This is a genomic window from Streptomyces bohaiensis, from assembly GCF_012033785.1.
In the GTDB taxonomy this organism is placed as follows: domain Bacteria; phylum Actinomycetota; class Actinomycetes; order Streptomycetales; family Streptomycetaceae; genus Streptomyces; species Streptomyces bohaiensis.
Genome location: NZ_JAAVJC010000052.1, coordinates 1 through 24,307 on the forward strand (window position 1 = coordinate 1; position 24,307 = coordinate 24,307).

The 24,307-nt window shown below is 73.6% G+C and carries 21 protein-coding genes; 14 read left to right on the forward strand and 7 right to left on the reverse strand.

The window, feature by feature from the left end:
- Positions 1-51 precede the first annotated feature (51 nt).
- From nadC to HCN52_RS09000, 7 genes are all read left to right on the forward strand, one after another.
- On the forward strand, positions 52-1,119 hold the full coding sequence (gene nadC / locus HCN52_RS08970) for a carboxylating nicotinate-nucleotide diphosphorylase (RefSeq protein ID WP_168087853.1): 1,068 nt from the start codon (positions 52-54) through the stop codon (positions 1,117-1,119).
- Complete coding sequence (locus tag HCN52_RS08975) at positions 1,119-1,916, forward strand: type III pantothenate kinase (protein ID WP_168087854.1); 798 nt, start codon at positions 1,119-1,121, stop codon at positions 1,914-1,916. The genes nadC and HCN52_RS08975 overlap by 1 nt, the downstream gene beginning before the upstream one ends.
- A gap of 652 nt (positions 1,917-2,568) precedes the next feature.
- Complete coding sequence (locus HCN52_RS08980; RefSeq protein WP_168087855.1) at positions 2,569-2,751, forward strand: hypothetical protein; 183 nt, start codon at positions 2,569-2,571, stop codon at positions 2,749-2,751.
- A 98-nt stretch (positions 2,752-2,849) separates the two neighbouring features.
- A complete protein-coding gene (locus HCN52_RS08985) occupies positions 2,850-3,395 on the forward strand; it encodes a BlaI/MecI/CopY family transcriptional regulator (RefSeq protein ID WP_168087856.1) in 546 nt (181 codons plus the stop codon).
- 9 nt (positions 3,396-3,404) lie between these two features.
- The gene (locus HCN52_RS08990; protein WP_168087857.1) at positions 3,405-3,917 is read left to right on the forward strand and encodes an amino-acid N-acetyltransferase; all 513 of its coding nucleotides are present in this window, start codon (positions 3,405-3,407) and stop codon (positions 3,915-3,917) included.
- Between the two features lie 167 nt (positions 3,918-4,084).
- Positions 4,085-4,417: a histone-like nucleoid-structuring protein Lsr2 gene (locus HCN52_RS08995; RefSeq protein ID WP_168087858.1), complete on the forward strand. Its 333-nt coding sequence runs from the start codon at positions 4,085-4,087 to the stop codon at positions 4,415-4,417.
- Between the two features lie 982 nt (positions 4,418-5,399).
- Entirely contained in the window at positions 5,400-7,925 is a 2,526-nt protein-coding gene (locus HCN52_RS09000) for an ATP-dependent Clp protease ATP-binding subunit (protein ID WP_168087859.1), read from the forward strand.
- Positions 7,926-7,966: 41 nt separating this feature from the next.
- Here the strand turns inward: HCN52_RS09000 and HCN52_RS09005 are convergent, their stop codons facing one another.
- Positions 7,967-8,638, reverse strand: a complete 672-nt coding sequence (locus HCN52_RS09005; protein ID WP_168087860.1) for a TetR/AcrR family transcriptional regulator — start codon at positions 8,636-8,638, stop codon at positions 7,967-7,969.
- Between the two features lie 271 nt (positions 8,639-8,909).
- Between HCN52_RS09005 and HCN52_RS09010 the strand changes: the two genes are divergently transcribed.
- The 4 genes from HCN52_RS09010 to HCN52_RS09025 all read left to right on the forward strand — a co-directional run bounded on the left by HCN52_RS09010 (position 8,910) and on the right by HCN52_RS09025 (position 12,326).
- Positions 8,910-10,622, forward strand: coding sequence for an MDR family MFS transporter (locus HCN52_RS09010; RefSeq protein ID WP_312876615.1), 1,713 nt, complete (start codon positions 8,910-8,912; stop codon positions 10,620-10,622).
- 87 nt (positions 10,623-10,709) lie between these two features.
- The gene (locus HCN52_RS09015) at positions 10,710-10,916 is read left to right on the forward strand and encodes a hypothetical protein (protein ID WP_168087861.1); all 207 of its coding nucleotides are present in this window, start codon (positions 10,710-10,712) and stop codon (positions 10,914-10,916) included.
- A 231-nt stretch (positions 10,917-11,147) separates the two neighbouring features.
- Entirely contained in the window at positions 11,148-11,795 is a 648-nt protein-coding gene (locus HCN52_RS09020; RefSeq protein WP_168087862.1) for a DNA-3-methyladenine glycosylase I, read from the forward strand.
- Positions 11,796-11,954: 159 nt separating this feature from the next.
- On the forward strand, positions 11,955-12,326 hold the full coding sequence (locus HCN52_RS09025) for a VOC family protein (RefSeq protein WP_168087863.1): 372 nt from the start codon (positions 11,955-11,957) through the stop codon (positions 12,324-12,326).
- Here HCN52_RS09025 and HCN52_RS09030 read toward each other — a convergent pair.
- Both HCN52_RS09030 and HCN52_RS09035 read right to left on the reverse strand, forming a co-directional pair.
- A complete protein-coding gene (locus HCN52_RS09030; protein ID WP_168087864.1) occupies positions 12,320-12,559 on the reverse strand; it encodes a hypothetical protein in 240 nt (79 codons plus the stop codon). The genes HCN52_RS09025 and HCN52_RS09030 overlap by 7 nt on opposite strands.
- Before the next feature lie 65 nt (positions 12,560-12,624).
- The gene (locus HCN52_RS09035) at positions 12,625-15,441 is read right to left on the reverse strand and encodes an NACHT domain-containing protein (RefSeq protein WP_168087865.1); all 2,817 of its coding nucleotides are present in this window, start codon (positions 15,439-15,441) and stop codon (positions 12,625-12,627) included.
- A 187-nt stretch (positions 15,442-15,628) separates the two neighbouring features.
- On the opposite strand from HCN52_RS09035, the gene HCN52_RS09040 reads away from it, so the two are divergent.
- Positions 15,629-16,132 carry a GNAT family N-acetyltransferase gene (locus HCN52_RS09040; protein WP_245174992.1) on the forward strand — a complete coding sequence of 168 codons (504 nt, stop codon included), beginning with the start codon at positions 15,629-15,631 and terminating at the stop codon, positions 16,130-16,132.
- A 99-nt stretch (positions 16,133-16,231) separates the two neighbouring features.
- Here the strand turns inward: HCN52_RS09040 and HCN52_RS09045 are convergent, their stop codons facing one another.
- Complete coding sequence (locus tag HCN52_RS09045) at positions 16,232-17,173, reverse strand: iron-sulfur binding domain-containing protein (RefSeq protein WP_209314337.1); 942 nt, start codon at positions 17,171-17,173, stop codon at positions 16,232-16,234.
- Positions 17,174-17,445: 272 nt separating this feature from the next.
- Here HCN52_RS09045 and HCN52_RS09050 point away from each other — a divergent pair, with 272 nt between their 5' ends.
- Complete coding sequence (locus HCN52_RS09050) at positions 17,446-18,258, forward strand: hypothetical protein (protein ID WP_168087867.1); 813 nt, start codon at positions 17,446-17,448, stop codon at positions 18,256-18,258.
- 124 nt (positions 18,259-18,382) lie between these two features.
- Here the strand turns inward: HCN52_RS09050 and HCN52_RS09055 are convergent, their stop codons facing one another.
- The 3 genes from HCN52_RS09055 to radA form a co-directional block, all read right to left on the reverse strand.
- Positions 18,383-19,147 carry a class I SAM-dependent methyltransferase gene (locus tag HCN52_RS09055; RefSeq protein WP_168087868.1) on the reverse strand — a complete coding sequence of 255 codons (765 nt, stop codon included), beginning with the start codon at positions 19,145-19,147 and terminating at the stop codon, positions 18,383-18,385.
- Positions 19,148-19,462: 315 nt separating this feature from the next.
- Positions 19,463-20,575 (reverse strand): DNA integrity scanning diadenylate cyclase DisA, encoded by a 1,113-nt coding sequence (gene disA, locus HCN52_RS09060; RefSeq protein ID WP_168087869.1) that lies wholly within the window; start codon positions 20,573-20,575, stop codon positions 19,463-19,465.
- Positions 20,576-20,612: 37 nt separating this feature from the next.
- A complete protein-coding gene (gene radA, locus HCN52_RS09065) occupies positions 20,613-22,049 on the reverse strand; it encodes a DNA repair protein RadA (RefSeq protein WP_168087870.1) in 1,437 nt (478 codons plus the stop codon).
- 363 nt (positions 22,050-22,412) lie between these two features.
- Here radA and HCN52_RS09070 point away from each other — a divergent pair, with 363 nt between their 5' ends.
- Positions 22,413-24,062 carry a BACON domain-containing protein gene (locus tag HCN52_RS09070; protein ID WP_168087871.1) on the forward strand — a complete coding sequence of 550 codons (1,650 nt, stop codon included), beginning with the start codon at positions 22,413-22,415 and terminating at the stop codon, positions 24,060-24,062.
- Positions 24,063-24,307 lie beyond the last annotated feature (245 nt).

Consider the following 24,307-nt stretch of genomic DNA (forward strand, 5'->3'; position numbering starts at 1 on the left):
CGCCGCGGCCCGCCACGCCGGGAGCACCGGCGATCCCGAGGAGAGCACCTCATGACCACCGCAGGCCCCGAACCCCGCCCCGAGCCGGCCGTCCTCAACCTGCTCCCCGCCGCCGCCGACACCTCGGCCGCCGCGGCGGCCCCGGGATGCGGCTGCGCGGCCGACGGCGCCGGCTGCGCCGGTGCCGGCCCCGGCCACCTCGACACCGTCTGCGGGCTCGACCCCGAGCTGGCGGGGCTGCTGGAGTCCGCCGGACTCGACCCCGTGGGGGTGGAGGAGGTCGCGCACCTGGCTCTCGCCGAGGACCTCGACCAGGGGCCCGACGTCACCACCCTGGCGACCGTCCCCGACGAGGCCGTCGCCACCGCCGACTTCACCGCCCGCGAGGCGGGAACCGTCGCCGGGCTCCGCGTCGCCGAGGCGGTGCTGTCCGTGGTGGCCACCGACGACCTGGAGGTCGAGCGCCACGCGGAGGACGGCGACCGCGTCGCCGCCGGGGCTGTGCTGCTGTCGGTCACCGGGCGGACCCGGGATCTGCTGACCGGTGAGCGGACCGCGCTCAACCTCCTGTGCCGCCTCTCCGGTGTGGCCACCGCCACCCGTGCCTGGGCCGACGTCCTGGAGGGCAGCGGCGCGACCGTGCGGGACACCCGCAAGACGACCCCGGGGCTGCGGGCGCTGGAGAAGTACGCCGTGCGCTGCGGCGGCGGCGAGAACCACCGGATGTCCCTCTCGGACGCGGCGCTGATCAAGGACAACCACGTGGTCGCGGCGGGCGGGGTCGCCGAGGCGTTCCGCGCCGTCCGCTCCGAGCTGGTGGCCTGGGGCACGCCCGAGGTGCCGATCGAGGTCGAGGTCGACCGGCTGGACCAGATCGAGCCGGTGCTGGACGCGGGTGCGGACCTGCTGCTCCTGGACAACTTCACCCCGGAGGAGACCGCCGAGGCGGTGGCGCTGGTGGCGGGCCGCGCCCGGCTGGAGTCCTCCGGCAGGCTCACGCTGGAGAACGCCCGCGCCTACGCGGACACCGGCGTCGACCACCTCGCCGTCGGCGCCCTGACGCATTCCTCCCCGATCCTGGACATCGGTCTGGACCTGCGGTCCGGGGAAGGCTCCTGATGCTGCTGACCATCGATGTCGGTAACACCCACACCGTCCTCGGCCTCTTCGACGGCGAGGAGATCGTCGAGCACTGGCGGATCTCCACCGACGCCCGGCGGACCGCCGACGAGCTGGCGGTGCTGCTCCAGGGGCTGATGGGACGGCATCCGCTGCTCGGCCGCGACCTGGGCGACAACATCGACGGGATCGCCGTCTGCTCGACGGTGCCGTCCGTCCTCCACGAACTGCGGGACGTCACCCGGCGGTACTACGGCGACATCCCGGCGGTGCTGGTCGAGCCCGGCGTCCGCACGGGGGTGCCGGTCATCACCGACAACCCGAAGGAGGTCGGCGCGGACCGGGTCATCAACGCGGCGGCCGCCGTCGAGCTGTACGGCGGCCCCTGCATCATCGTGGACTTCGGCACCGCGACGACCTACGACGCCGTCACCGCGCGCGGGGAATACGCGGGTGGCGCCATCGCGCCCGGTGTCGAGATCTCGGTCGAGGCGCTCGGTATGCGCGGTGCCCAGCTGCGGAAGGTGGAACTCTCACCGCCGCGTCAGGTCATCGGAAAGAACACCGTGGAGTCGATGCAGTCCGGCATCGTCTACGGATTCGCCGCCCAGGTCGACGGAGTCGTCGAGCGGATGCGCCGGGAACTCGCAGGCGACCCGGATTCCGTCACGGTGATCGCCACCGGCGGTCTCGCTCCGTTGGTACTGCGGGAGGCGACGGTGATCGACGAACACGAACCGTGGTTGACCCTGATCGGACTGCGATTGGTGTTCGAACGGAATGCGCCCCGTCTCTGACCGCGAGCGGGGGCCGACGCTGCTGCCGGATGGCCCAAGGAGCCACTCGGACGAGTGATTCCGGCCCGCTCCACGAAGGCGTTCCCGGCGGACGGTTTCCCGAGGAAGGCGGCGGACCCGCACTGGCGCCGGCCGGCGCCGCCGCTGCGCCGCGGCTCCCGCACTGGCGCCGGCCGGCGCCAGTGCGGGTCCGAATTCCGGCTCTCGCCCCGCCCCGGCGGACGGGGGGAGCCGCGGCGCAGCGGCGCCGGTCGCGTGCGAACTCGGCGGGTCGACGGGGCCCCGAGCGCGGTAATCCGGCACGAGGCGCGGGGCGGTCGGCGGGGCATCGACCGGTGCGCACCCGGCGGTCGACGGGCCGGCCGTATCTTCTGAGAATTGTCCGGTTAGCGGCTAATCTCGACGCATGCGTACGTCAGACGCCGAGAGCGGCGAGCAGGAGAACGCGCGACGCGGCGGTGGGGAATCCCGCCGGCGTCCCGGCGGGAATCCGGCCCCGGGTCGTCCCGTGCCCACACCGGCCGACGTCTTCCGCCACAAGCGGCCGGCGCCGGACAATCCCACGCCCCCCGACGAAGCCGACGAATAGGTCCCGATACGCTGGAGGGCGCCCCGGGTCCGGCCCGGGCGCCCTACCCAGGAGACGGAGATCGTGGACTACGTCATCGCCCTCTTTCCCCCCACCGTGATGGCCGTCGCCTTCACCTGCCTGATCGTGACGATGATCCGGTCGCAGGGCGGCGCCAACAAGTACAAGGAGGACGCCGCGGCCGACGCCATGGCCGCCGCCGCCGCGTCCCGCGCCGCCGACCGGCGGGAGACCACCGCCGACTGAGCGGGCCCCCGCGTCGCGCGCCCGGGTCGCACGACCCGGGCCGTCGCCGCACCCCGACGCACTCCGGCACATCGGACATTTCGCGCTATCCTTCAGGCGTGCCGCGCCGCCTGGGAGAACTCGAAGACGCCGTTATGACGCGCGTGTGGGCCCGGAACAAGCCGGTCACCGTGCGGGAGGTCCTCCAGGAGCTCCAGCAGGACCGCGCCATCGCCTACACCACCGTCATGACGGTCCTGGACAACCTGCACCGCAAGGGCTGGGTGCGGCGGACCCAGGAGGGCCGCGCCTACCGCTACGAGGCCGTCTCGACCCGCGCCGCGTACTCCGCGGTCCTGATGAACGAGGCGTGGTCGGAGAGCGACAACCCCGCCGCCGCCCTGGTCGCCTTCTTCTCGATGATGTCCCCCGAGCAGCTTCCCGCGCTGCGGGACGCGCTGCGCGTGGTCGGGGTCGCCGGGGTGAGCCTGGCCGACGGCGAACCCGCGGCGCCGCCCGCCGCGCCGGAGCCGGGCCCGGCCGAGCCGGGGGCGGGCACCGCGGGCACGGACGAGGGGGAGGCCGGCCCCCGCGCCGCCGACCCCGCGGCGCCGGGCGACGGTCCCTCCGCCCCCGCCCGGGGCGGTGCCGGCACCCGGCGGTAGCCTCGCGGCGTGAAGGCCCCGGAAATCACGATTCGAAGAGCGCGCACCGCCGATGTCCCGGCGGTGCGGCGCCTGGTGGACTCCTATGCCGCCGAACGCATCCTGCTCGACAAGCCGACGGTGACCTTTTACGAGGACATTCAGGAGTTCTGGGTGGCGGAACGCGACGACGACGCCGCCGTCGTCGCCTGCGGGGCGCTGCACGTCATGTGGGAGGATCTCGCCGAGGTCCGGACCCTTGCTGTCGACCCCGCGATGCGCGGTCGGGGAGTCGGGCACGCGCTGCTGAGCAAGCTGATCGGCACGGCACGCTGGCTCGGTGTGAGACGCATTTTCTGCCTCACCTTCGAAGTCCCCTTCTTCGCCCGTCACGGCTTCGAGGAGATCGGCGATACACCCGTTGACGGTGACGTCTACAGCGAGCTGCTGCGCTCCTATGATGAGGGAGTTGCCGAGTTCCTCGACCTCGAACGCGTGAAGCCGAACACTTTGGGTAACAGCCGCATGCTGCTGGTGCTCTGAACAACGAACCCCGCGAATCCGCCCGGGGGGCTATGCCCGAATCGTCCCGACTGTCGGGCGAACTGCTTGTCCCAAAGAGGGTCCAGGGTTTGTGTTTTCGGTGCCGGGGCGGTTTGATTACGCAAGCAGTACAAAACATTCGGCGAGCAAGAATGAGGAGCAGCCCGGTGGCACAGAAGGTTCAGGTCCTTCTCCTCGATGACATCGACGGCGGCGACGCGAGCGAGACCGTCTCGTTCGCCATCGACGGCAAGTCCTACGAGATCGACCTCAATGAGGCCAACGCCAAAAAGCTCCGCGAGGCACTGGAGCCTTACACCGCGGCCGGTCGCCGAGGCGCCGGTCGCGCCGCGCGCGGCAGCCGCGGCACCCGCGCCTCCTCCGGTTCCCAGGACACCGCGAAGATTCGCGCCTGGGCGAAGGAGAACGGCTACGACGTGAATGACCGCGGCCGCGTTCCGGCGAACATTCGCGAGGCCTACGAAAAGGCATCCGCCTGACGTTCACGGTCGGGGCCGCCCGTCGGGGCGGCACCGTCGTGTTCCGCCCGCCCGTGGTGGTCGAGGCACGCACGAGCGCCGATTCGGTGCTTTCCCCCGCGTGACCTCCCGGCCGCTCGGCGGGTCCCCCGCCCCGGTCGTGCCGGGCCCCTCCGGCGGGGCCCGCGGCGCGGCGGTGGCGGTATCGATGTGCGCCGAGCCGGCCCGGCCGGTCCCGAGCCCGTGGGTTCCCGCCCCCGGCGGACCGCCCGGGCCGCAGGTGTGCCCCCGCCGCGTCGCGACGGCCACGCCCGCGGCCGCCCCGGCCGGTCCGGTGCCTCTCGGTGCCGTTTCCCGGTCGTCCGGGGCGCGTCACGCGTGCGTGGCACCCCGCTGGGCGGGTCGTCCGCGCCCACCGCGCCCGCCATCGGGGTCTGGGCTACGCTTGGTCCCGATGCTGCTGCTCTGCGTGTTCGCCGGTGGTTCCTGGTGCCGCCCGGGAGGGCACCGTCCCCGACAGCACCGTCGCCCCGGTCCCGCAGGAGGCGTCGGGCGCGCCCGCGGGGAGGTCCCGGGGGCCCGAGCGGCGCCCCGGCCACCCGTCCGCCCCCGTCCGGTGTTCGCCGGTAGCGGATGTTGTGGGTCCGCGCTGCATGGAGTGACAGCCTGGGCGGGTAGGAAGCCCCTAGTGAAGAGGGGGTGCCCCCGGCAGGGTGATGGAGGGCCCCACCTGCGCGGCGAGCATTGATGTTCGCCCTCGGCGTAAGCCATGTCAGGTGGAATCTCCTGGCCTACGGGAACATCGTCTCTCACTATCGGGTTGAACTGTTGTCGGCTGTTCGGGGCAGGAGGGCCGGTGTCGGCTGCATTGATCCGACGCTGAGGCGATTCGGGCCGGTGTCGGCAGTTGGAATGAGCGGTCCCGGGCCGCGGGACTAAGCTGCGGAAGGACAGAGAGGGGACCGACCCCTTACTGACTGACCGCTCTGAGGAGCGATTAACGATGTTCGAGAGGTTCACCGACCGTGCGCGGCGGGTTGTCGTCCTGGCTCAGGAAGAAGCCCGGATGCTCAACCACAACTACATCGGCACCGAGCACATCCTTCTGGGTCTGATCCACGAGGGTGAGGGTGTCGCCGCTAAGGCCCTGGAGAGCCTCGGGATCTCGCTCGAGGCGGTCCGCCAGCAGGTGGAGGAGATCATCGGCCAGGGCCAGCAGGCCCCCTCCGGCCACATCCCCTTCACCCCCCGGGCCAAGAAGGTGCTGGAGCTCTCGCTGCGCGAGGCTCTCCAGCTCGGCCACAACTACATCGGCACCGAGCACATCCTGCTCGGCCTGATCCGCGAGGGCGAGGGCGTCGCCGCCCAGGTCCTGGTGAAGCTGGGTGCCGACCTCAACCGGGTGCGGCAGCAGGTCATCCAGCTGCTCTCCGGCTACTCCGGTGGCAAGGAGGCCGCGACCGCGGGCGCCCCCACCGAGGGCACCCCCTCCACCTCGCTCGTGCTGGACCAGTTCGGCCGCAACCTCACGCAGGCCGCCCGCGAGTCCAAGCTCGACCCGGTCATCGGGCGCGAGAAGGAGATCGAGCGGGTCATGCAGGTGCTGTCCCGCCGCACCAAGAACAACCCGGTGCTGATCGGTGAGCCCGGTGTCGGCAAGACCGCCGTCGTCGAGGGCCTGGCGCAGGCCATCGTCAAGGGCGAGGTCCCGGAGACGCTGAAGGACAAGCACCTCTACACCCTCGACCTGGGCGCGCTGGTCGCCGGTTCCCGCTACCGCGGTGACTTCGAGGAGCGCCTGAAGAAGGTGCTCAAGGAGATCCGCACCCGCGGCGACATCATCCTGTTCATCGACGAGCTCCACACCCTGGTCGGTGCCGGCGCCGCCGAGGGCGCGATCGACGCCGCGTCGATCCTCAAGCCCATGCTGGCCCGCGGTGAGCTGCAGACCATCGGTGCCACCACGCTCGACGAGTACCGCAAGTACCTGGAGAAGGACGCCGCGCTGGAGCGCCGCTTCCAGCCCATCCAGGTGGCGGAGCCGTCGATGCCGCACACCATCGAGATCCTGAAGGGGCTGCGCGACCGGTACGAGGCGCACCACCGCGTCTCGATCACCGACGCCGCCCTGGTCGCCGCCGCGCAGCTGGCCGACCGGTACATCTCGGACCGCTTCCTGCCGGACAAGGCGATCGACCTGATCGACGAGGCCGGCTCCCGGATGCGCATCCGCCGGATGACCGCGCCGCCGGACCTCCGCGAGTTCGACGAGAAGATCGCGAACGTCCGCCGCGAGAAGGAGTCCGCGATCGACTCGCAGGACTTCGAGAAGGCCGCCTCCCTGCGGGACGACGAGAAGCAGCTGCTCTCGCAGAAGTCCCAGCGGGAGAAGGAGTGGAAGGCCGGCGACATGGACGTCGTCGCCGAGGTCGACGAGGAGCTGATCGCCGAGGTCCTCGCCGCGTCCACCGGCATCCCGGTCTTCAAGCTGACCGAGGAGGAGTCCTCGCGTCTGCTCCGCATGGAGGACGAGCTCCACAAGCGGGTCATCGGCCAGGAGGACGCCATCAAGGCGCTCTCCCAGGCGATCCGCCGTACCCGTGCCGGTCTGAAGGACCCGAAGCGCCCGGGTGGCTCGTTCATCTTCGCCGGCCCGTCCGGTGTCGGTAAGACCGAGCTGTCCAAGACGCTGGCCGAGTTCCTCTTCGGCGACGAGGACGCGCTGATCTCCCTCGACATGTCGGAGTTCGGCGAGAAGCACACCGTCTCCCGGCTGTTCGGTTCGCCTCCCGGCTACGTCGGCTACGAGGAGGGCGGGCAGCTCACGGAGAAGGTGCGGCGCAAGCCGTTCTCGGTGGTCCTCTTCGACGAGGTCGAGAAGGCCCACCCGGACATCTTCAACTCGCTGCTGCAGATCCTGGAGGACGGTCGTCTGACCGACTCCCAGGGCCGGGTCGTGGACTTCAAGAACACGGTCATCATCATGACGACCAACCTCGGCACCCGGGACATCTCCAAGGGCTTCAACATGGGCTTCGCCGTCGCCGGCGACGTCAACACCGGCTACGAGCGGATGAAGGCCAAGGTCAACGAGGAGCTGAAGCAGCACTTCCGCCCCGAGTTCCTCAACCGTGTCGACGACACGGTGGTCTTCCACCAGCTCACGCGGGACGACATCATCAAGATCGTCGACCTGATGATCGCCCAGGTGGACGAGCGGCTCAAGGACCGGGACATGGGCATCGAGCTCTCCCCGGAGGCCAAGTCCCTGCTGGCCAAGCGCGGGTACGACCCGGTGCTCGGCGCCCGGCCGCTGCGCCGGACGATCCAGCGGGAGATCGAGGACGTCCTGTCGGAGAAGATCCTCTTCGGCGAGCTGCGCCCCGGCCACATCGTGGTCGTCGGCACCGAGGGCACGGACAAGGAGGCCAAGTTCACCTTCCACGGTGAGGAGAAGGCCGCCCTGCCCGACGTCCCGCCGGTGGACGCCGCGGCCGGCAACGGTCCGAACCTCTCCAAGGACAGCTGAGCAGCTGACCCGGGCGGTCGTGTCGGGGCGCGGGGGCGGGGTCAGCCCGTGGTGCCGTTGACGGCTCCCGCCGAGGCGGCCCGGCCGCCCGTGGGGCCGTCGCCGCCGCCGTCGCCGTCGCCGGCACCGTGGTCGGCCGCGGCGGTGAGGAGCTCCTGGGCGACCTGGAGCGCGGCGAGCCGCTTCTCCTCCGGGCCGACGTCGATGTACTGCGAGACCGCGAAGACCGCGGCGTGGATGGTGTGCAGCGCCGCCAGGCCGCGGATGCGGTCGACGGTGGCCGCGGTCGGCGGTACCAGCAGCGCACCCAGGACCCGCACCCGCTCCTTGAACCGCTCGCCGAGGTGGAACCGCCCCAGGCTCGCCTGGTTCTCCTGCATGAAGCGGAACAGCGGCCCGGCGGAGGCCATGGCCTCGCTGTAGCGTCGCAGGACCTCCCGCTTGTTCTCCAGCGTCGGTTCCTGCTCTCCCGCCCACGCCACGATGGCGTCGATGGGCTGGGTCCACTCGTCGTAGATCGCGACGACGAGCTCCTCCTTGGTCTTGAAGTGGTAGTAGAGCGCCGCCTTCGTCACGTCCAGTTCCTCGGCGATCTCCCGCAGCGAGGTGTTGTCGTAGCCGCGGGCCACGAACAGGCGGAGGGCCACCTCCTGGATCCGCCCGCGGGTGTTGCCACGCCGGCCTCCGGTCGTGTCGCCTTCCGTGCCGCTCATCCCTCTCCTTCGCCGTGCTGCCTCGTGGTGGTGCCGCTGTATTGTCCCGCAGCCGTGGCGGCGCGGGGGCGGGCCGTGTCGGACCCGGCGCCACCTGCCCGCGCGGTCACCGCCGGCGGCGGCCGCGTCCGCGCGCCCGGTGCGGGGTGGGCTCGGGCGGAGCAACTGACTTGACGCCCGGCAAGTAGCTGCCGTAGCTTGCCTGACTGTACCTGAACTAGCCGGTCGGCAAGTAAGTGAGGCCGGTGCGAGCAGAACCGGTAGGAGCGCAGTGACCCGGGACACCCCACCCGATCCGCAGGCCGACCAGCAGGTGGGCGGCAGGAAGCCGCGCGGCATCCGCATCGTTCTCGTCGCCCTGATGATCTCGGCGTTGCTGGCGATGCTCGACAACATGATCATCGCCACCGCGATGCCGACCATCGTCGGCGACCTCGGCGGACTCGCCCACCTCTCGTGGGTCGTCACCGCCTACACCCTCGCCACCGCCGCCTCCACCCCCGTGTGGGGCAAGCTCGGCGACCTCTACGGGCGCAAGGGGATCTTCCTCACCGCCATCGTCATCTTCGTCGCCGGCTCCATCACCTCCGGAGCGGCCCAGACGATGGGCCAGCTCATCGGCTTCCGCGCCCTCCAGGGGCTCGGCGCCGGCGGCCTCCTCGTCGGCGTCATGTCGATCATCGGCGAGTTGATACCGCCTCGGGAGCGCGGCCGGTACCAGGGGCTCTTCGCCAGCATCATGGCCGTCGCCATGATCGGCGGCCCGCTGCTCGGCGGCATCATCACCGACAGCCTCGGCTGGCGCTGGGCCTTCTACATCAACGTGCCGCTCGGCGCGGTCGCCATCGCCATGGTCGCCACCGTCCTCCACCTGCCCAAACGCCGCAGCACCGCCCGGATCGACTACACCGGGGCCGTGCTGCTGACGGTCGCCATCACCGCACTGGTGCTCGTCACCACCTGGGGCGGCTCCGAGTACGGGTGGCTCTCGCCCACCATCGTCGGCCTGGCTGTCGTCGGTGTCGCCACGCTCGCGGTGTTCATCGTGGTGGAGCGCCGCGTCGCCGAGCCGCTGCTGCCGCTGGGCCTGTTCCGGAACGCCAACTTCTCGCTCGCCGTCGGCATGGGCTTCATCCTCGGCATCGTCATGTTCGGCGCGATGATCTTCCTGCCCGTCTACCAGCAGGCCGTCCAGGGCGCCTCCGCCACCAACTCCGGCATGCAGTTGCTCCCGATGCTCCTGGCGATGATGAGCGTCTCGCTCATCGTCGGACGCGCCACCACCCGGACCGGCCGCTACCGCGTCTTCCCCATCGTCGGCGGCGCGCTGGTCGTCACCGGGCTGCTGCTGCTCTCCACCGTCGGCACCGACACCACCCGGCTCACCACCGGGCTCTTCATGGCGGTGCTCGGCTGCGGCATGGGCTGCCTCATGCAGCTCACCATGCTGATCCCGCAGAACAGCGTCGAACTCCGCGACATCGGCGTCGCCTCCTCGACCGCGACCCTCGCCCGCACCCTCGGCGGATCCTTCGGCGTCGCCGCCCTCGGCTCCCTCTTCAACTCGCGGCTCGCCGCCTCCCTCGGCGATGCCGCCGGAGCGGTCGACGTGGAGATCGGCGAGGGCGGCGGCCAGCTCGACGCCGCCTCGCTCGCCGCCCTCCCGGAGGCAGCGCGCACCGCCTACCAGGAGGCGGTCAGCTCGGCGGTCGGCCTGATCTTCCTCGTCGGCGCCTGCGTCGCGGTCGCAGCCTTCCTCGCCGCCTGGTTCATCCGCGAGGTACCGCTGCGCGGCGCGGAGCCGACGGGCGCCCCCGCCGCCGGCGGGCCCCCGGCCCCGGCCGCGCCGCTCGTCCCCGGACCCGTCGGCGCAGCCGACGACGCCGCACCGGCGGGCGACACCCCCACGGCCGCCGGCACCGGCACCGACCACGACACCGGCACCGACGCCGCCCGGAGCGCACCCACCGGCACTCGCGGCTGACACCCGCCCGCCGCTCCACCCCGCCGGGCGGACGCGCACCATGGAACCGCAGATCCACCGGCCGGCCGACGACGAGGTGGTGCCGTCATGGAACACACCATGCGAGCGGAGTACACCGAGGAGGACCCCGACCGTGTGCGCAGCTGGCACATGGTCCGCGCGGGAGCCTCGACCGCGATGTGCGGAAAGATCCTGCGCGCCGACGCCGCGAGCCGCCCCGACGGCGACTGGGGGGACGACCCGTCGATGATGTGCCACACCTGCGGCGCGCTCTACCTCCGCGAGGTCCCCTGAGAGCGTGTTTGAGACCCCGCGCCGGGCCCGCGACGCCAGCTACGGCCATCTGCTGCGTTGTCAGGAACGCCCGAATACAACCCGGTATGAGGGCGCCCCTCCGCCTTGCAGCTGACCGCATCTGACGCCGCGAGCTGATCCGACGCGGGGTCTCAAACACGCTCTGAGCTGAGGAGCGGTTCGGCGCCCACGCGGGGCACGTTGTCGGACGGGTGGTGCAGACTGCCCGTTATGGACGACATCACCACAACGGGACAGGACGCCACCGGAGCGGCCCGCCCCGTGGCGGCGGACCTCCAGGGCCCCGTGACGGGGGCGGACGGCCTCCGCCGCTGCCCCTGGGGCGCCGGCCCCCACGCCGACTACCGCACGTACCACGACGAGGAGTGGGGACGCCCGGTCCGCGGTGACGACGCGCTCTTCGAACGCCTCACGCTCGAAGCGTTCCAGTCCGGGCTCTCCTGGCTCACCATCCTGCGCCGCCGGGAGGGCTTCCGCGCCGCCTTCCGCGACTTCCGCATCGCCGAGGTCGCGCGCTTCACCGACGAGGACGAGGCCCGACTGCTCGCCGATCCCGGCATCATCCGGAACCGCGCCAAGGTCGCCGCGACACTCGCCAACGCGCGGGTGCTGGCCGCGTGGGCGCCGAACGAGCTGACCGAGCTGATCTGGTCCCACGCGCCGGGCCCCCGGCCCGCCCCCGAGCACCTCGGGGACGTGCCCGCCACCACCCGCGAGTCGTTCGACCTCGCCAAGGCGCTCAAGGGCCGGGGCGTCCGCTTCGTCGGACCGACCACGGCCTATGCGCTGATGCAGGCCTGCGGTCTGGTCGACGACCATCTCCTCGGCTGCCACGCCCGGCGGGCCGACGACGCCTGACCGCGGCGGCGGGGGCGGCGCTCCCCGCCGGACGGCTCCGGGCCGGTGACGCGGCGCCCCGTTCGGAGCCCGCCGCGGGGTGTCGGCACGCCCGGTGCGCGGGCGGGCGGCGATCCTGACCGGGCACCTTTCCCCGCACCGCCGCCCGGAGGACCGCCCATGACCGTGCGCCGCGTGGTGCCCGACATCCCGACCACCCCCGCGGGCGTGGCCGCCTCCCGCACCTTCTACCGGCGGCTCGGGCTGGAGCCGGTCATGGACCTCGGCTGGGTCATGACCATGGCCTCGCCCAGCAACCCCACCGCGCAGATCACCTTCGGCACCGAGGACCGCACCGCGCCCGTCGCCGCCGACATCTCCGTCGAGGTCGCGGACGTGGACGCCGTCCATGCCGCCGTGCGGGAGTCCGGCGCCGAGATCGTCCGCGACCTCCGCGACGAGGAGTGGGGCGTCCGCCGCTTCTTCGTCCGCGACCCCAACGGCAAGGTCGTCAACGTCCTCAGCCACCGCGACACCCTGCGCCCTCAGTAGCGCGGCGCCGGCGGCGCGGAGAAGTCCACCCCCTCGGGCAGCCCGGTGCCGGGGTGCGGGCTGGAGGAGGTCACGGATCGGAGGTGGGGAAGAGCGCGCAGCGGGCTCAGGTCCTCGGGGTGGAGGCCGGACCCCAGGGTCACGCCGGTCGCTCCGGGGAAGACCCGAGCAATCGCCGAGAGATCCGTCGCGGGGTCGTTGGTGCGCCATTTGAGCAGACCGACGGTTTCCACACGCGGCAGCGTCGTGCCCATCCGGTCGAGATCGTGCAGCAGGGCCGGACTGCAACGCAGGGTCCTCAGGCCCGGTGTTCCGCAAGAGCGGCAGCGTCCGTCTCCGACAAGGGCCACGTGCGCTGCCAGATACTGAGCCATGCCAGGTGAGGCAGGTCCGCCAGGAAGGTGAGCGGAGGCTGACTGCGACGCGGCAGCTCCAGCAGCCTGACCCCGGCCGGGATCAGGTCCGCGGTGGGAAGCGGCGTCTCCCCGTGGAGGTACAGCTCTGACACGCCCGTGAGCGGCAGTGCCTGCAGTGCGTCCACGGATATCGCCGACGCGCCCGGAGCGATGACCAGCGTGGTCAGGTCGAGACTCGTCAGCGGCTCCAGGCCGCCCGCTGCCGACTCGCTGCACAGCGACAACGTCCCCAGCGATTCCGCCGAGCGGAGCGGCTCCAGGTCGGGCAGCGGCACGCCTCGAAGGTCCAGGTACCGCAGGCGCCGTGTGGTGAGGAGAGCGTTCAGCAAGCCGGGAGGCGGCGGCTCGTGAAGCGCTATGTGGTCCGCTCCGGGAGTTTCCGTCAGCAGTTCCACGATCCGGTTGGACGCTGCAGGCCACCGCACGCCCGCCGGGGGCAGGTGCGAAGCAATCTCCGTGTGGTAGCGGTCGGCGTCGTACCAGCGCCAAGCGCCCGCCAGCTGTCGGACGACCTCGGCGGACCCGACCTCGCGGTAGCGGCGCAGCACTGCCAGGGCGCGGTCACCGCCGCCGAACGCCGCGGCCGTCCGCACCGACGCCACCTGCTCGTCCTCCGTCAGTCCCTCCGGCCCCGGCAGCAGGTCGAGGATGATCGGTCCCGCCTCGGCAAGTGCGTCCGCTTCCTCGCCGCAGCGTGGCGGCAGGTACTGCTGCGCCCGGTCGCGGACCAGGTCGCGTACCTCCGGGGACAGCTCCGCCGCGTGCTCCAGACAGGCGACGGCCAGCAGGTGCAGCCGGATGCGGTGGCGCTGCACGGTGTCGCCGCGCTTGACCAACTGCCGCAGCAGCCGGTCGCGTTCTCCCGGGCGGCCGTGGGCGACGGCCATGCGGATGACGTCCTCGAACTGGTCCTTGTGCGCCTGCCGCACCAGCCAGGGGATGTCCCGCGCCTCGACCGCGGCCTTGGCGGCGAGGTAGTCCTGAAAGGTGCGGTGCACGAAGTCGACCACCCCGTCGGCGGGTTCACGCAGCAGCCCCGAGCGTTCCAGCAGGAAGCGGTAGAGCTGGGCCGCGTCCGCCGTGTCCGCGAGCGCCGGCATGCCGGGCAGCGCGTCGGCGAGCACGTCGACGGCGTCCTCGCGTTCCATCTCCGCCCGCTCGTTCCGGATCAGCCAGTACGCCAGCCGTTGCAGCAGCAGGATCTGGGTGGCGGCGTCGAGGTCGACCCCCGCCCGCACCCGCCGCTCCTGGTCGCGGCGTTCCAGCAGCATCTGCAACGCCGCCTGGTACAGCGCCTCGCGGCCGCGTGGCAGATAGCCGTGGCGGGTGTGGTGGAGGGCGCAGATCAGCCCGCACATCAGCGGGTTGGTGGCGAGCCGGGAGAGGTCGGGGCGGCGGTGCAGCGCGTCGAGGAGATCTTCCGCGGACTGCTCGGGCAGCCGCGCCGCGGTGTGCCAGCGCCGGACGAAGGTCTCGGTGTCGGTGCCGCTCATCGGCGCCAGCGAGAGGTCGCCGAACCCGGCGTCGGCCAGCCAGTCGTGCCCGACCGCCGACGGCCGGGCGGTCACCAGCCACAGGCAGTCCGGGAACGCCCGCACCAGCGACACCAGCCACTGGCGCACCTCACCGCGCTCGCTCTCCGGCACCTCGTCGATCCCGTCCACGAGCAGCAGCCCCCGCCCGGCGTTCAGCACCCGCTCCACCCAGCCCTCCGGCGGGGTGTGCGGGCAGTCGATCGCCGCCGGGATCTCCGCCGGGCGGGGGAGGGCCGCACCGCGCCGGGTCAGCCGCCGGAGCGGCAGCACCAGCGGCACCCGGCCGGCCAGCCGCAGCTCCAGCGCCCCGGCGCCGCCCCGCTGCCGCGCCGCGAGGACGGCCAGCCACTGCACCAGCGTGGTCTTGCCGCAGCCGGCGCCGCCGCGCAGCAGCACCCGGTCCAGGTGGCGCAGCGCCGCCTCCGCCCGCTGCGGCGCGGCGCGCGCCCCGCCCAGCTCGTCCGCCACCCCGCCGGGGTCGTGCCCGGTGGTGGTGGTCTCCAGGCTCAGGTAGGCGTCGTCCAGTGGCCAGCGGTCGCCCACGTCGATGCCGTGGATGGTGACGTGGTCGTGGGTGTCGACGACCCAGCGGGCGTAGCGCTCTTCGAACGCCGCGTCCGCCGCGGTCCGCGACGGCAGCCGTTCCGCGAGGACGTCGAGCCGCTCGGCCAGCGCCCGCGCCTGACGGGTCTGTTCCACCAGGGTGCGGGCGACGAAGGTCGAGCGCCGCGTGAAGTGGTCGATCAGGTGGGTGCAGAGCGCGAGCAGCACCGGCTCGTACAGCGCGTCGGCCGCCGCCGAGAGGTCCGCCGGCCGCCGCACCCGCCCCGCCAGTTCCTGCGGGCCGAGCGAGACGGCCTGCACATCGTCCATCTCCAGCCCGCCCAGCGCCGTCAGCGACCGCAGCAGCGCCTCGGTCAGCTCCGCGCGGACCTCCGCATCCGGTGCCTCGTGCGGTCCGGCCGCCCGCGCGGCGCGGTCCACCAGCTCCGCCACCGGCTTGCGCAGCTCGCCGGCGCTCACCGCGTCCCGCTCCGGTCCGACCACCAGCAGCGAACCGATCCGTACCGGCCCCTCCGCCAGCCCCGCCCCCGGCTCGCCGCGCCGCACCAGCTTCTTCAGCAGCGGCGCGACCACCGCCGACGCCAGCCTCAGCCCGATCATTCCGCCGTCCATCCGGCCCCCTCCCGGCCCGTCCACCCCGCGAGCGTTGAGCCTAGGGCAACCGGGCCGTCACGCGCGGGCGTTGCGACGCGCGGGGCGGGGCCGCGCCCGCGCCGCGCCGCGCGGTCCGTGCCTACGCTGGCAGGGACAGGCGGAAAGCACCGACGGCGGACACGGAGGCGACGCGATGGTCGAGGTAGAGGCACTACGGGCCGAGATGCAGCTGGAGCGCGATCCGTGGCCCACCACGCGGGCCGGCGCCGAGGTCGAGGTGCGGGCGGCGGCCTCCGAGGAGGAGATCATGGCCGCCTCGGCGCTGTTCGACGGGCCGGTGCGCGCCGCGTGGGCCGAGCGGTTCGCCGCCGAGTCCACCCACCACCTGCTGTTCGCCTACGCGGACAACACTCCGGTGGGCATGGTCAGCGGTATGGAGATCACCCACCCCGACAAGGGCACCGAGATGCTGCTCTACGAGCTCGGCGTGGACGAGGAGCACCGGCGGCGGGGTGTCGGGACCGTGCTGGTGCGGGAACTGCTGCGGATCGCGCGGGACCGGGGATGCGGTGGGATGTGGACGGCGGCGGAGACCGACGACGAGGCCGCGCTGCGCACCTACCGCTCGGCGGGCGGTGACCGCGAGAGCGACGCCGCGACGGTCGTCTGGTCGATCTCCGCGCCCGGCAGCCGCTGAGCCGGGCCCGGACCGACCGGGCCCGTCAGACACGACCGCGCCGCGGTACCGAGCGGGGAACGCCCGCCGGTACCGCGGCGCGGTGCGCGCTGCCCTGCGTCAGGCGCCGGGCAGCCGGTACGTGCCGTCGGGCAGCCGCTCGACCAGCCCGTCGGTCAGCAGCCCCCGCAGCGCCCGGTTGCGCTGCTCCGGCTTGTTCCAGACCTGGTCCAGCGTGGCTCGGCTGACCGGGTCGACCGACTCGCGCAGTACGGCGAGCAGCTTGCCGCGGACCTGGCGGTCGGTACCGGCGTAGGTCTGGCCGCGCCGCTCCGGCCCGTCGTGGGCCGGGGCGCCGGCGCGGCGCCAGGCGCACTGGTCCGCGATCGGACAGGCCGAGCAGTCGGGCTTGCGGGCGGTGCACACCAGCGCGCCCAGCTCCATCGTGGCGGCGGCCCAGCGGGCGGCGGTCGCCGGTTCCTCCGGGAGCATCGTCCGGGCGAGCCGCCGTTCGGCGGCGGTGGTGGCGTTCGGCGGGTACTGGCTGCCGCCCGCCGCGCGGGCGAAGACCCGCCGGACGTTGGTGTCGAGCACGGCATGGCGTTGGCCGTAGGCGAACGACGCCACCGCCGCCGCCGTGTACTCGCCGACGCCCGGCAGCGCGAGCAGCAGATGGTGGTCGGCGGGCACCTGGCCCTCGTACCGTTCCGCTATGGCGGCGGCCGCCGCGTGCAGCCGCAGCGCGCGGCGCGGGTAGCCGAGGCGGCCCCAGGCGCGCACCGCCTCGCCGGTCGACTCCGCGGCGAGGTCGCCGGGGGTCGGCCAGCGGCGCATCCACTCCTCGTAGACGGGCAGCACACGGCTGACGGGTGTCTGCTGCAGCATGAACTCGCTGACCATGACGCCCCACGCGCCGGCCTCCGGGCGGCGCCAGGGCAGGTCGCGGGCGTTCTCGCCGAACCAGTCGATGACCGGCGCGTGCAGGTCGGCGGGTCGGGGGCCGGGAACGGTGTCACCGGCGCTGGGGACGGTTTCCACGGGGCTGGTACTCATCGCAGTCATGGCACACCGATCCTGGCACGTTCGCGTCGCGGTGGTGAACGGCCCGCGCCGGGTGGCGCGCGACCGGCCCCGAAAGGAGGGCGGCCGGGCGTGCGGAGCGCGAAGGGTGGCGCCGGTGCACCACGGCGCGCACATTGCCCGTGATCGACGCGCGGCACGCGGTGGTCGAACGCTTCATCTACGGTCCGGCGTCGTAGAGTTTGCGCGTGGGATCTCTGCGCAATCCGATCGGCCCGCTCCCTTCCTCGATCTACTGGCGGCGAAGGGGAGTTGTGCTGCTCGTGTTGGTCCTGCTGGGGGTGATGTCCTGGGTCGCGCTACGCGGTCTCGGGGCCGGCCCGGCCGGCGGGTCGAGCGACGACGGCGCGGGCGGCGGACCGGCTCCGTCGATCACTCCGGGGGAGACGGACACCGAGGACCACATCGACCAGCGCCCCGGCGGCGGAGGCGGCGACTCCGAGGACGACGAGGACGCCGACGACGCCGACGACGCCGAGAACGGCGGCGGTGACCCCGACGAGGCCGACGCCGCGGGCGGCGGCTCCGGGGACGGTGGCGAGGACGGCACCGGCGAGGACGGCGACGGCGACGGCGGCGGCAGCGACGAGGGCGCGGGCGACACCGACGCCGCCAACGGCGGAGACGACGGCGACGCGGCCGACGCCTCCCGCATCGCGAGCCTGGCCGAGTGCGCCGGCATCGACGGCGTCACCGCGTCCCTGCGCAGCGACGCCAACGCCTACGCCCCGGGCGAGAAGCCGAGCATCCGGCTCACGGTCCGCAACGAGTCCGGCTCCCCCTGCCGGGTCGACGTGGGCCACGAGGCGCTGACGCTCCGCCTCACCACCGACGACGAGAACGTCTGGACGTCCGCGCACTGCCCGACCGGCGCCGGCGCCCTTCAGCGCGAGGTCCCGGCGGGCGGCAGCGCCAACCACGTCGTGGAATGGGACGGCCGCTACTCCAGCCGTGACGCCTGCGAGGGCCCCGCCCAGCCGACCGCCCCCACCGGCACCTACCTCGCCGAGGCCGACCTCACCGGGTTCGACATCATCCGCACGACCTTCCGCATGGACGAGGACTAGCACCGGTCGGACACCGTTCGGCTCGCGCTGAGCCGCGGTGCGGCGCCGGCCGTCGCCACGTCGGCCGGCGGAACAGCGACGTCGAAGTGAGTCCGGAGAGCGCCTGGGAAAGCCCGGGCGGAGGCTAGGTGAGCTCCGCCGGTGCCGCGACCCGGCGGAAGAGCGCGGTCCACAGGAAACCCTCGCCGAACAGCGCCGACTCGGCCGGTTCCTGCCGCATGCGCCGCAGTTCCACCTCCGTCAGGTCGGAGAAGATCCGTCGCAGCGAATCCGGCGAGTAGGCCAGGCCGCCCCGCAGTTCACGTTGGCGGTAGATGTCCGCGTCGCTCAGTTCGGACCCCATCCCCTGTTCCCCGGCGGCGAAGCTGGTGAGCGCGAGGTGGCCGCCGGGGGCGAGGACCCGGTCGAGAAGAGCCAGGTAGCTGACGCGGCGGTGCGGCGGCAGGTGGTGGAAGCAGCCCGAATCGACCACCAGGTCGTAGGGGCCGCTCAGCGCGGTGGCCGGGAGGGTGAAGGCGTCACCGCACAGCAGGCGGACGGCGACGCCGACGCGGCGCGCCCGGTCCTCGGCCCAGGCGATCGCCACGGGGGAGAGGTCCACCGCGTCCACCTCGAAGCCGTGCGACGCGAGGTACAGGGCGTTGCGTCCCGCGCCGCACCCCAGGTCCAGGGCGCGGCCCGGCGTGATCAGCCCACGGTCGAGGTGGGCGGCCAGGTTCTCGTCCGGCTTCGACACGAAGAACGGCACCGGCCGTGACCGGTCGGTGTAGAAGCTGTCCCAGAAGTCCCTGCCGTCGCCCGTGGCCAGCAGGCCGGTCTCCGACTGGGAGGCGAAGAGCCCGTCCAGGAGCGTGAAGACATCCTCGACGGTCCGTACGGTCCGGTCCATCCGGCCTCCTTCCACCGTGCTCGATCCTAGGAGCAGGCAGGGTAAAAGGCCAGGTCAGGCGGGGTGTGCTGGGGGTTGGGGTGGGCAGCTGCCGGCCTCGCAGGCCGACGGTGGACCTGCCCGCCACCGGTTGGCCCGGCGTCCTCCCAGCCGCCCTCCCGGGCTCGGGCAGGGGGCTTCCAGGGGCGAGGCAGGGGCGCTGCTTCGGCGAATCCGCCGGACACGGCGACGGGGCCGGGTGCCCGGGGGAGCAGAGCTCCCGCAAGCACCCGCCCCCCGCCGGTCGAACCGCCGCGGCTCCGCGCGGCGCCGTCGTCAGACGTACCGCTCCAGGATCGACGACTCCGCGAGGCGGGACAGCCCCTCCCGTACCGATCGCGCCCGGGTCTCCCCGACGCCGTCCACCGCCTGGAGGTCGTCCACGCTCGCCGCGAGCAGCTTCTGCAGCCCGCCGAAGTGGTCCACCAGCCGGTCGATGACGGTGCCCGGCAGCCGCGGCACCTTGGCCAGCAGCCGGAACCCGCGCGGCGAGACCGCGCTGTCCAGCGTCTCCGGCGACGAGCCGTAGCCCAGCGCCCGCGCCACCATCGTCAGCTCCAGCAGCCCCGGGTGCGTCAGCGCGTCCAGGTCGGCGAGGGCGGCGGAGACCTTGCGGGACCGTTTCCCCCCGGTCTCCGGCAGGTAGTCGCGGACGATCAGCTGCCGCTCCGGCTCCACGCCCGCGATCAGCTCGTCGAGCTGGAGGGAGAGCAGCCGCCCGTCCGTGCCCAGCTCCACCACGTACTCGGCGATCTCCGTGGCGATGCGGCGGACCATCTCCAGCCGCTGCGCCACCGCCGCGACGTCCCGGACGGTGACCAGGTCCTCGATCTCCAGCGCGGAGAGCGTGCCCGCGACCTCGTCCAGCCGCAGCTTGTACCGCTCCAGCGTCGCCAGCGCCTGGTTGGCGCGGGAGAGGATCGCGCCCGAGTCCTCCAGGACGCGCCGCTGGCCCTCCAGGTAGAGGGCGATCAGCCGCATCGACTGGCTGACCGACACCACGGGGAAGCCGGTCTGGATCGAGACGCGCTGCGCGGTGCGGTGCCGGGTGCCGGTCTCCTCCGTCGGGATCGAGGAGTCGGGGACCAGCTGCACGCCGGCCCGGACGATCTTCGCCGTCACCGGGTCGATCACCACCGCGCCGTCGAGCTTGCACAGCTCACGCAGCCGCGTCGCGGTGAACTCCACGTCGAGGACGAAACCGCCGGAGCACAGCGTCGCCACGGTCTCGTCGAAGCCGAGCAGGATGAGCCCGCCCGTGTTGCCCCGGAGGACACGCTCCAGGCCGTCACGCAGCTGGGTGCCCGGTGCGACGGCGCTCAGCGACGAACGCAGCAGCCCCTCCGCGCCGGATCGCACCGGTCCTGCCGGCCGGTCGCTGCCTGCCATGCACTCCTCCGGTCATCTCGTTCAGTGCGACAGGAGTCTACCGGCGCGATTCCTCGGCCTGCCCTGACTCCCGCCGCGTCGTCCCGCCACGTGCTGCCCGGGCGGCCCCGCGGCCGGTCGGGAGAACCCGCAGCGCCTCGCCGATGTCGGCCACCTCCAGCACCCGCATCCCGGGCGGGGTCTCGCCGGAGTCCGCCGGGGCCAGCGCGTGGGTGAAGCCCAGGCGGGCCGCCTCGGCCAACCGCCGCTGCACCCCGGTCACCCGGCGCACCTCGCCCGCCAGCCCGACCTCGCCCACCGCCACCAGGTTCTTCGGCAGCGGCACGTCGGAGGCCGCGCTGGCCAGCGCCAGCGCCACCGCGAGGTCGGCGGCCGGCTCCGTCAGCCGCACGCCGCCGACCGTGGCCGTGTAGATGTCGTTCTTGCCCAGCGCGGTGATCCGGCCGCGCTGCTCCAGCACCGCCAGCATCATCGACACCCGGGAGGTCTCCAGGCCGGAGGTGGTGCGGCGCGGGGAGGGGATCTGGCTGTCGACGGTCAGTGACTGCACCTCCGCGACCAGCGGCCGCCGTCCCTCCAGCGCCACCGTGAGGCAGGTCCCCGGCACCGGCTCGGAGCGCCGCGTCAGGAACAGCCCGGACGGGTCCGCCAGCGAGGTGATCCCGGCGTCGTGCAGCTCGAAGCAGCCGACCTCGTCGGTGGCGCCGTAGCGGTTCTTCACGCCCCGGACCAGCCGCAGCCGGTTGTGGCGGTCGCCCTCGAAGTGCAGCACCACGTCGACCAGGTGCTCCAGCAGCCGCGGCCCGGCGATCGAGCCGTCCTTGGTGACGTGGCCCACCAGCAGCGTGGCCATGCCGCGCTCCTTGGACTCCCGGATCAGCGCGGCGGCGACCTCGCGGACCTGCGCCACGCCGCCCGGCGCGCCGTCGAGTTCCGGAGAGGCGACCGTCTGCACCGAGTCCATCACCAGCAGCGCCGGCTTCACCACGTCCAACTGGCCCAGCACGGCGGAGAGATCGGTCTCGGCGGCGAGGTAGAGGTGGTCGTCGATCGCGTTGATGCGGTCGGCGCGCAGCCGGACCTGCCCGGCGGACTCCTCACCGGTGACGTACAGCGTGGGGCTCTGCGCCGAGGCCGCCTTGGCGGCGACGTCCAGCAGCAGCGTCGACTTGCCGACGCCCGGCTCGCCCGCCAGCAGCACCACCGCGCCCGGCACCAGGCCGCCGCCGAGCACCCGGTCCAGCTCGGGCACCCCGGTGGAACGGGCCGAGGCGCGGCGGCTGTCGACCTGCCCGATCGGCAGCGCCGGCTTCGCCACGCGGGTCGCCGCCGTGGTACGCACCGCCGCGGTGCCGGCGCCGACCTCCTCGACGGTGCCCCAGGCCTGGCACTCGGAGCAGCGGCCGAGCCACTTGACGGTGGTCCAACCGCACTCGCTGCACCGGTAGCTGGGGCGGTCTGCTTTACGTGCCATGCCCAGACCGTACCGGCAGCCGCCGACACCGCCCGGGGCGCACCGTGTGCGGGCCCGCCACCCCGGGCTGTCGCGCCCCGCGCCCCTCCGGCGCGCGATGGCAGACGCACGCCGGTGGGCGCGTGGCACCGCTCGGTGGGCGGACACGGCTGCGCCGGGCGCGCACGCGTTTGCCGTGCGGCGGCGGGGGCAGCGCGCCCGCGCTGCCACGGTCCGGCCCCCGCACCGACCCCGAGGCCGGGCCTCGGCGGCTCCGATGCCCGTCAGGGGCACCGGAACCGCCACCCTCCGTCACCCGATAGGTGGAACCTTGTGCCGTGTGTGGCGGTCCGGGCCCGTGGGGCGCCTAGCGTCGCAGGGGTGATGTCCAGCAGCCGAGAGCGCACCCGGCACGCCCACAGCTCCCGCGCGCGCCGTGGTCCGTCCGCCGACCACGGGCGCCGCCCCGGGCGGGCGTACGACGACGCCTATCTCGACGGGCTGTACACCTACTGCCTCTCGGTGATGTGCGAGCACGACGCGGCGACCGAGGCGCTCGGCGAGGCGCTCGCCCACGCCGAGCGGCTGCACGGACACGGCAAACGGCCCGCCGCGCGGGACCTCCACCGCGCCTGGCTCTACGCCCTCGCCCGCCACAGCTGCCTGCGCCGCCTCGCCGACCAGCGCGACCGCGAGGGGTACGCCCCCGTGGTGCCGCGGGTCACCGCCGCCGACCCCGCGGTGCGGCGCCGTGAACTCGCCTCCCTCGCCTGGCCCGAGGCGGCCGGCACCGTCCCGGAGCAGCGCGAGGCGCTGGAGCTCACCGTCCGCCACCAGCTCACCCCCGCCGAGGTCGGCCGGGTGCTGCGCCGCTCCGAGGACGACGCCCGCGCCCTGCTGACCAGCGGCGCGTGCGAGGTGGAGCGTGCACGCGGGGCGCTGGCCGCGGTGGAGGCGGGGGGCTGCCCGGTGGTCAGCGTCCTCTCCGGTCAGGACCGGCTGCTGATGGCGCCGGGACTGCGCCGCGAACTGGTGCGCCACGTCGACGAGTGCCCCGTCTGCCGCCGCAGCGCGCAGCGCGCGCTGGCCGGCAGCGGCTGGCCGGGCACCGCGCCGGTGGCCACCGAGCGGCTCACGGTGCTGCCCGCGCCCCGCGCCGAGGTGCACGCCGCCCGGTCGGCGGCGCTCCGCACCCGGGCGCAGCACACCCCCAAGGTCGACCGCTCCGGCTTCCCGCTGGACGAGCGGGACCGGGCGGCGCGCCGGGAGCGGCTCCGCAGCCGCGCCGTCACCACCACGGTGGTCGCCACCGTGCTGGCGGCGCCGGCGCTGGCGCTCTGGGCGGCGTACCGCAGCGCGCCCGTCACGGGCGAGTCCCACGGTGCGCCCGCCGCGGCGGACGACGACCGCTCCGGGCGCGACCAGTACGAGTACCCCTACGAGAACGCCGGCCGCGCCGGCAGCTCCGGGGAGACCGACCGTGCGCCGGCCGCGGACGGCACCGACCCGCAGGAGCGCACCGACCCGGACGACGAGCCGGGGGAGCGGCCCGATGAGGACGCCGAGCCCGACGCCTCGCCCGACGACACCGCGCCGCCGGCCTCCGACGGTGCCTCGCCCGGCCCCGGCCGGCTCGCGGTGGAGGCGGTCGCCACGTCCTCCGGCACCCGCGTCACCCTCACCGCCTCCGGCGGGTCGCCGGTGGAGTGGCGCGCCTCGACCGACGCGGGGTGGCTGCGGCTCGGGCAGAGCTCGGGGACGCTGCGCCCGGGGGAGCAGGTCAGCTTCCTGGTGACGGTGGACCGGGACCGCGAGCCGTCCGGCCACTGGCAGGGGCGGATCACCCTCGCGCCGACGGGCGCGGTGGTCACCATCGAGGGGCAGGGGCCGCAGGCACCCGACCCCGGCCCGAGCGACCCGGACCCCTCGCCCGATCCCGATCCCGACCCGGACCCGGACCCGGACCCCGATCCGGACCCCGACCCGGACGACCCCGAGCAGCCGGGCGCGGAGAACGGCGACCGCCGCTCGTAACCGGGGGCCCGCGCGCCGACCCGAAGCCGTCCCCTTCCCGTGCCTCCACGACGGCGCCGTCGGCACGCCCTGCGGGCCTTCGGCGCGGGAGGCCCGCCCCGGGCACCACCGTGGCCACGCACCCCTTCGGCCGCCCCGTCAGCTGTCACCGCTCCCGCGGTGCAACGGGAACGCGCCCACCCCCGGGCCGGGCCCGGCAGCGCCGCCCCGACCTGTCGGACCGCCGCCCCGGCATCCCGCGGCGG

What these genes read in the sequence shown, in the direction of transcription:
- HCN52_RS09015 (WP_168087861.1), top strand. Translation starts at nt 10,710, where the DNA reads ATGGAACACACCATGCGAGCGGAGTACACCGAGGAGGACCCCGACCGT.
- HCN52_RS09005 (WP_168087860.1), bottom strand. Translation starts at nt 8,638, where the DNA reads ATGAGCGGCACGGAAGGCGACACGACCGGAGGCCGGCGTGGCAACACC.
- HCN52_RS09020 (WP_168087862.1), top strand. Translation starts at nt 11,148, where the DNA reads ATGGACGACATCACCACAACGGGACAGGACGCCACCGGAGCGGCCCGC.
- HCN52_RS09025 (WP_168087863.1), top strand. Translation starts at nt 11,955, where the DNA reads ATGACCGTGCGCCGCGTGGTGCCCGACATCCCGACCACCCCCGCGGGC.
- nadC (WP_168087853.1), top strand. Translation starts at nt 52, where the DNA reads ATGACCACCGCAGGCCCCGAACCCCGCCCCGAGCCGGCCGTCCTCAAC.
- HCN52_RS09070 (WP_168087871.1), top strand. Translation starts at nt 22,413, where the DNA reads ATGTCCAGCAGCCGAGAGCGCACCCGGCACGCCCACAGCTCCCGCGCG.
- HCN52_RS09045 (WP_209314337.1), bottom strand. Translation starts at nt 17,173, where the DNA reads ATGACTGCGATGAGTACCAGCCCCGTGGAAACCGTCCCCAGCGCCGGT.
- HCN52_RS08975 (WP_168087854.1), top strand. Translation starts at nt 1,119, where the DNA reads ATGCTGCTGACCATCGATGTCGGTAACACCCACACCGTCCTCGGCCTC.
- HCN52_RS09040 (WP_245174992.1), top strand. Translation starts at nt 15,629, where the DNA reads ATGGTCGAGGTAGAGGCACTACGGGCCGAGATGCAGCTGGAGCGCGAT.
- radA (WP_168087870.1), bottom strand. Translation starts at nt 22,049, where the DNA reads ATGGCACGTAAAGCAGACCGCCCCAGCTACCGGTGCAGCGAGTGCGGT.
- disA (WP_168087869.1), bottom strand. Translation starts at nt 20,575, where the DNA reads ATGGCAGGCAGCGACCGGCCGGCAGGACCGGTGCGATCCGGCGCGGAG.
- HCN52_RS09055 (WP_168087868.1), bottom strand. Translation starts at nt 19,147, where the DNA reads ATGGACCGGACCGTACGGACCGTCGAGGATGTCTTCACGCTCCTGGAC.
- HCN52_RS09035 (WP_168087865.1), bottom strand. Translation starts at nt 15,441, where the DNA reads ATGATCGGGCTGAGGCTGGCGTCGGCGGTGGTCGCGCCGCTGCTGAAG.
- HCN52_RS09000 (WP_168087859.1), top strand. Translation starts at nt 5,400, where the DNA reads ATGTTCGAGAGGTTCACCGACCGTGCGCGGCGGGTTGTCGTCCTGGCT.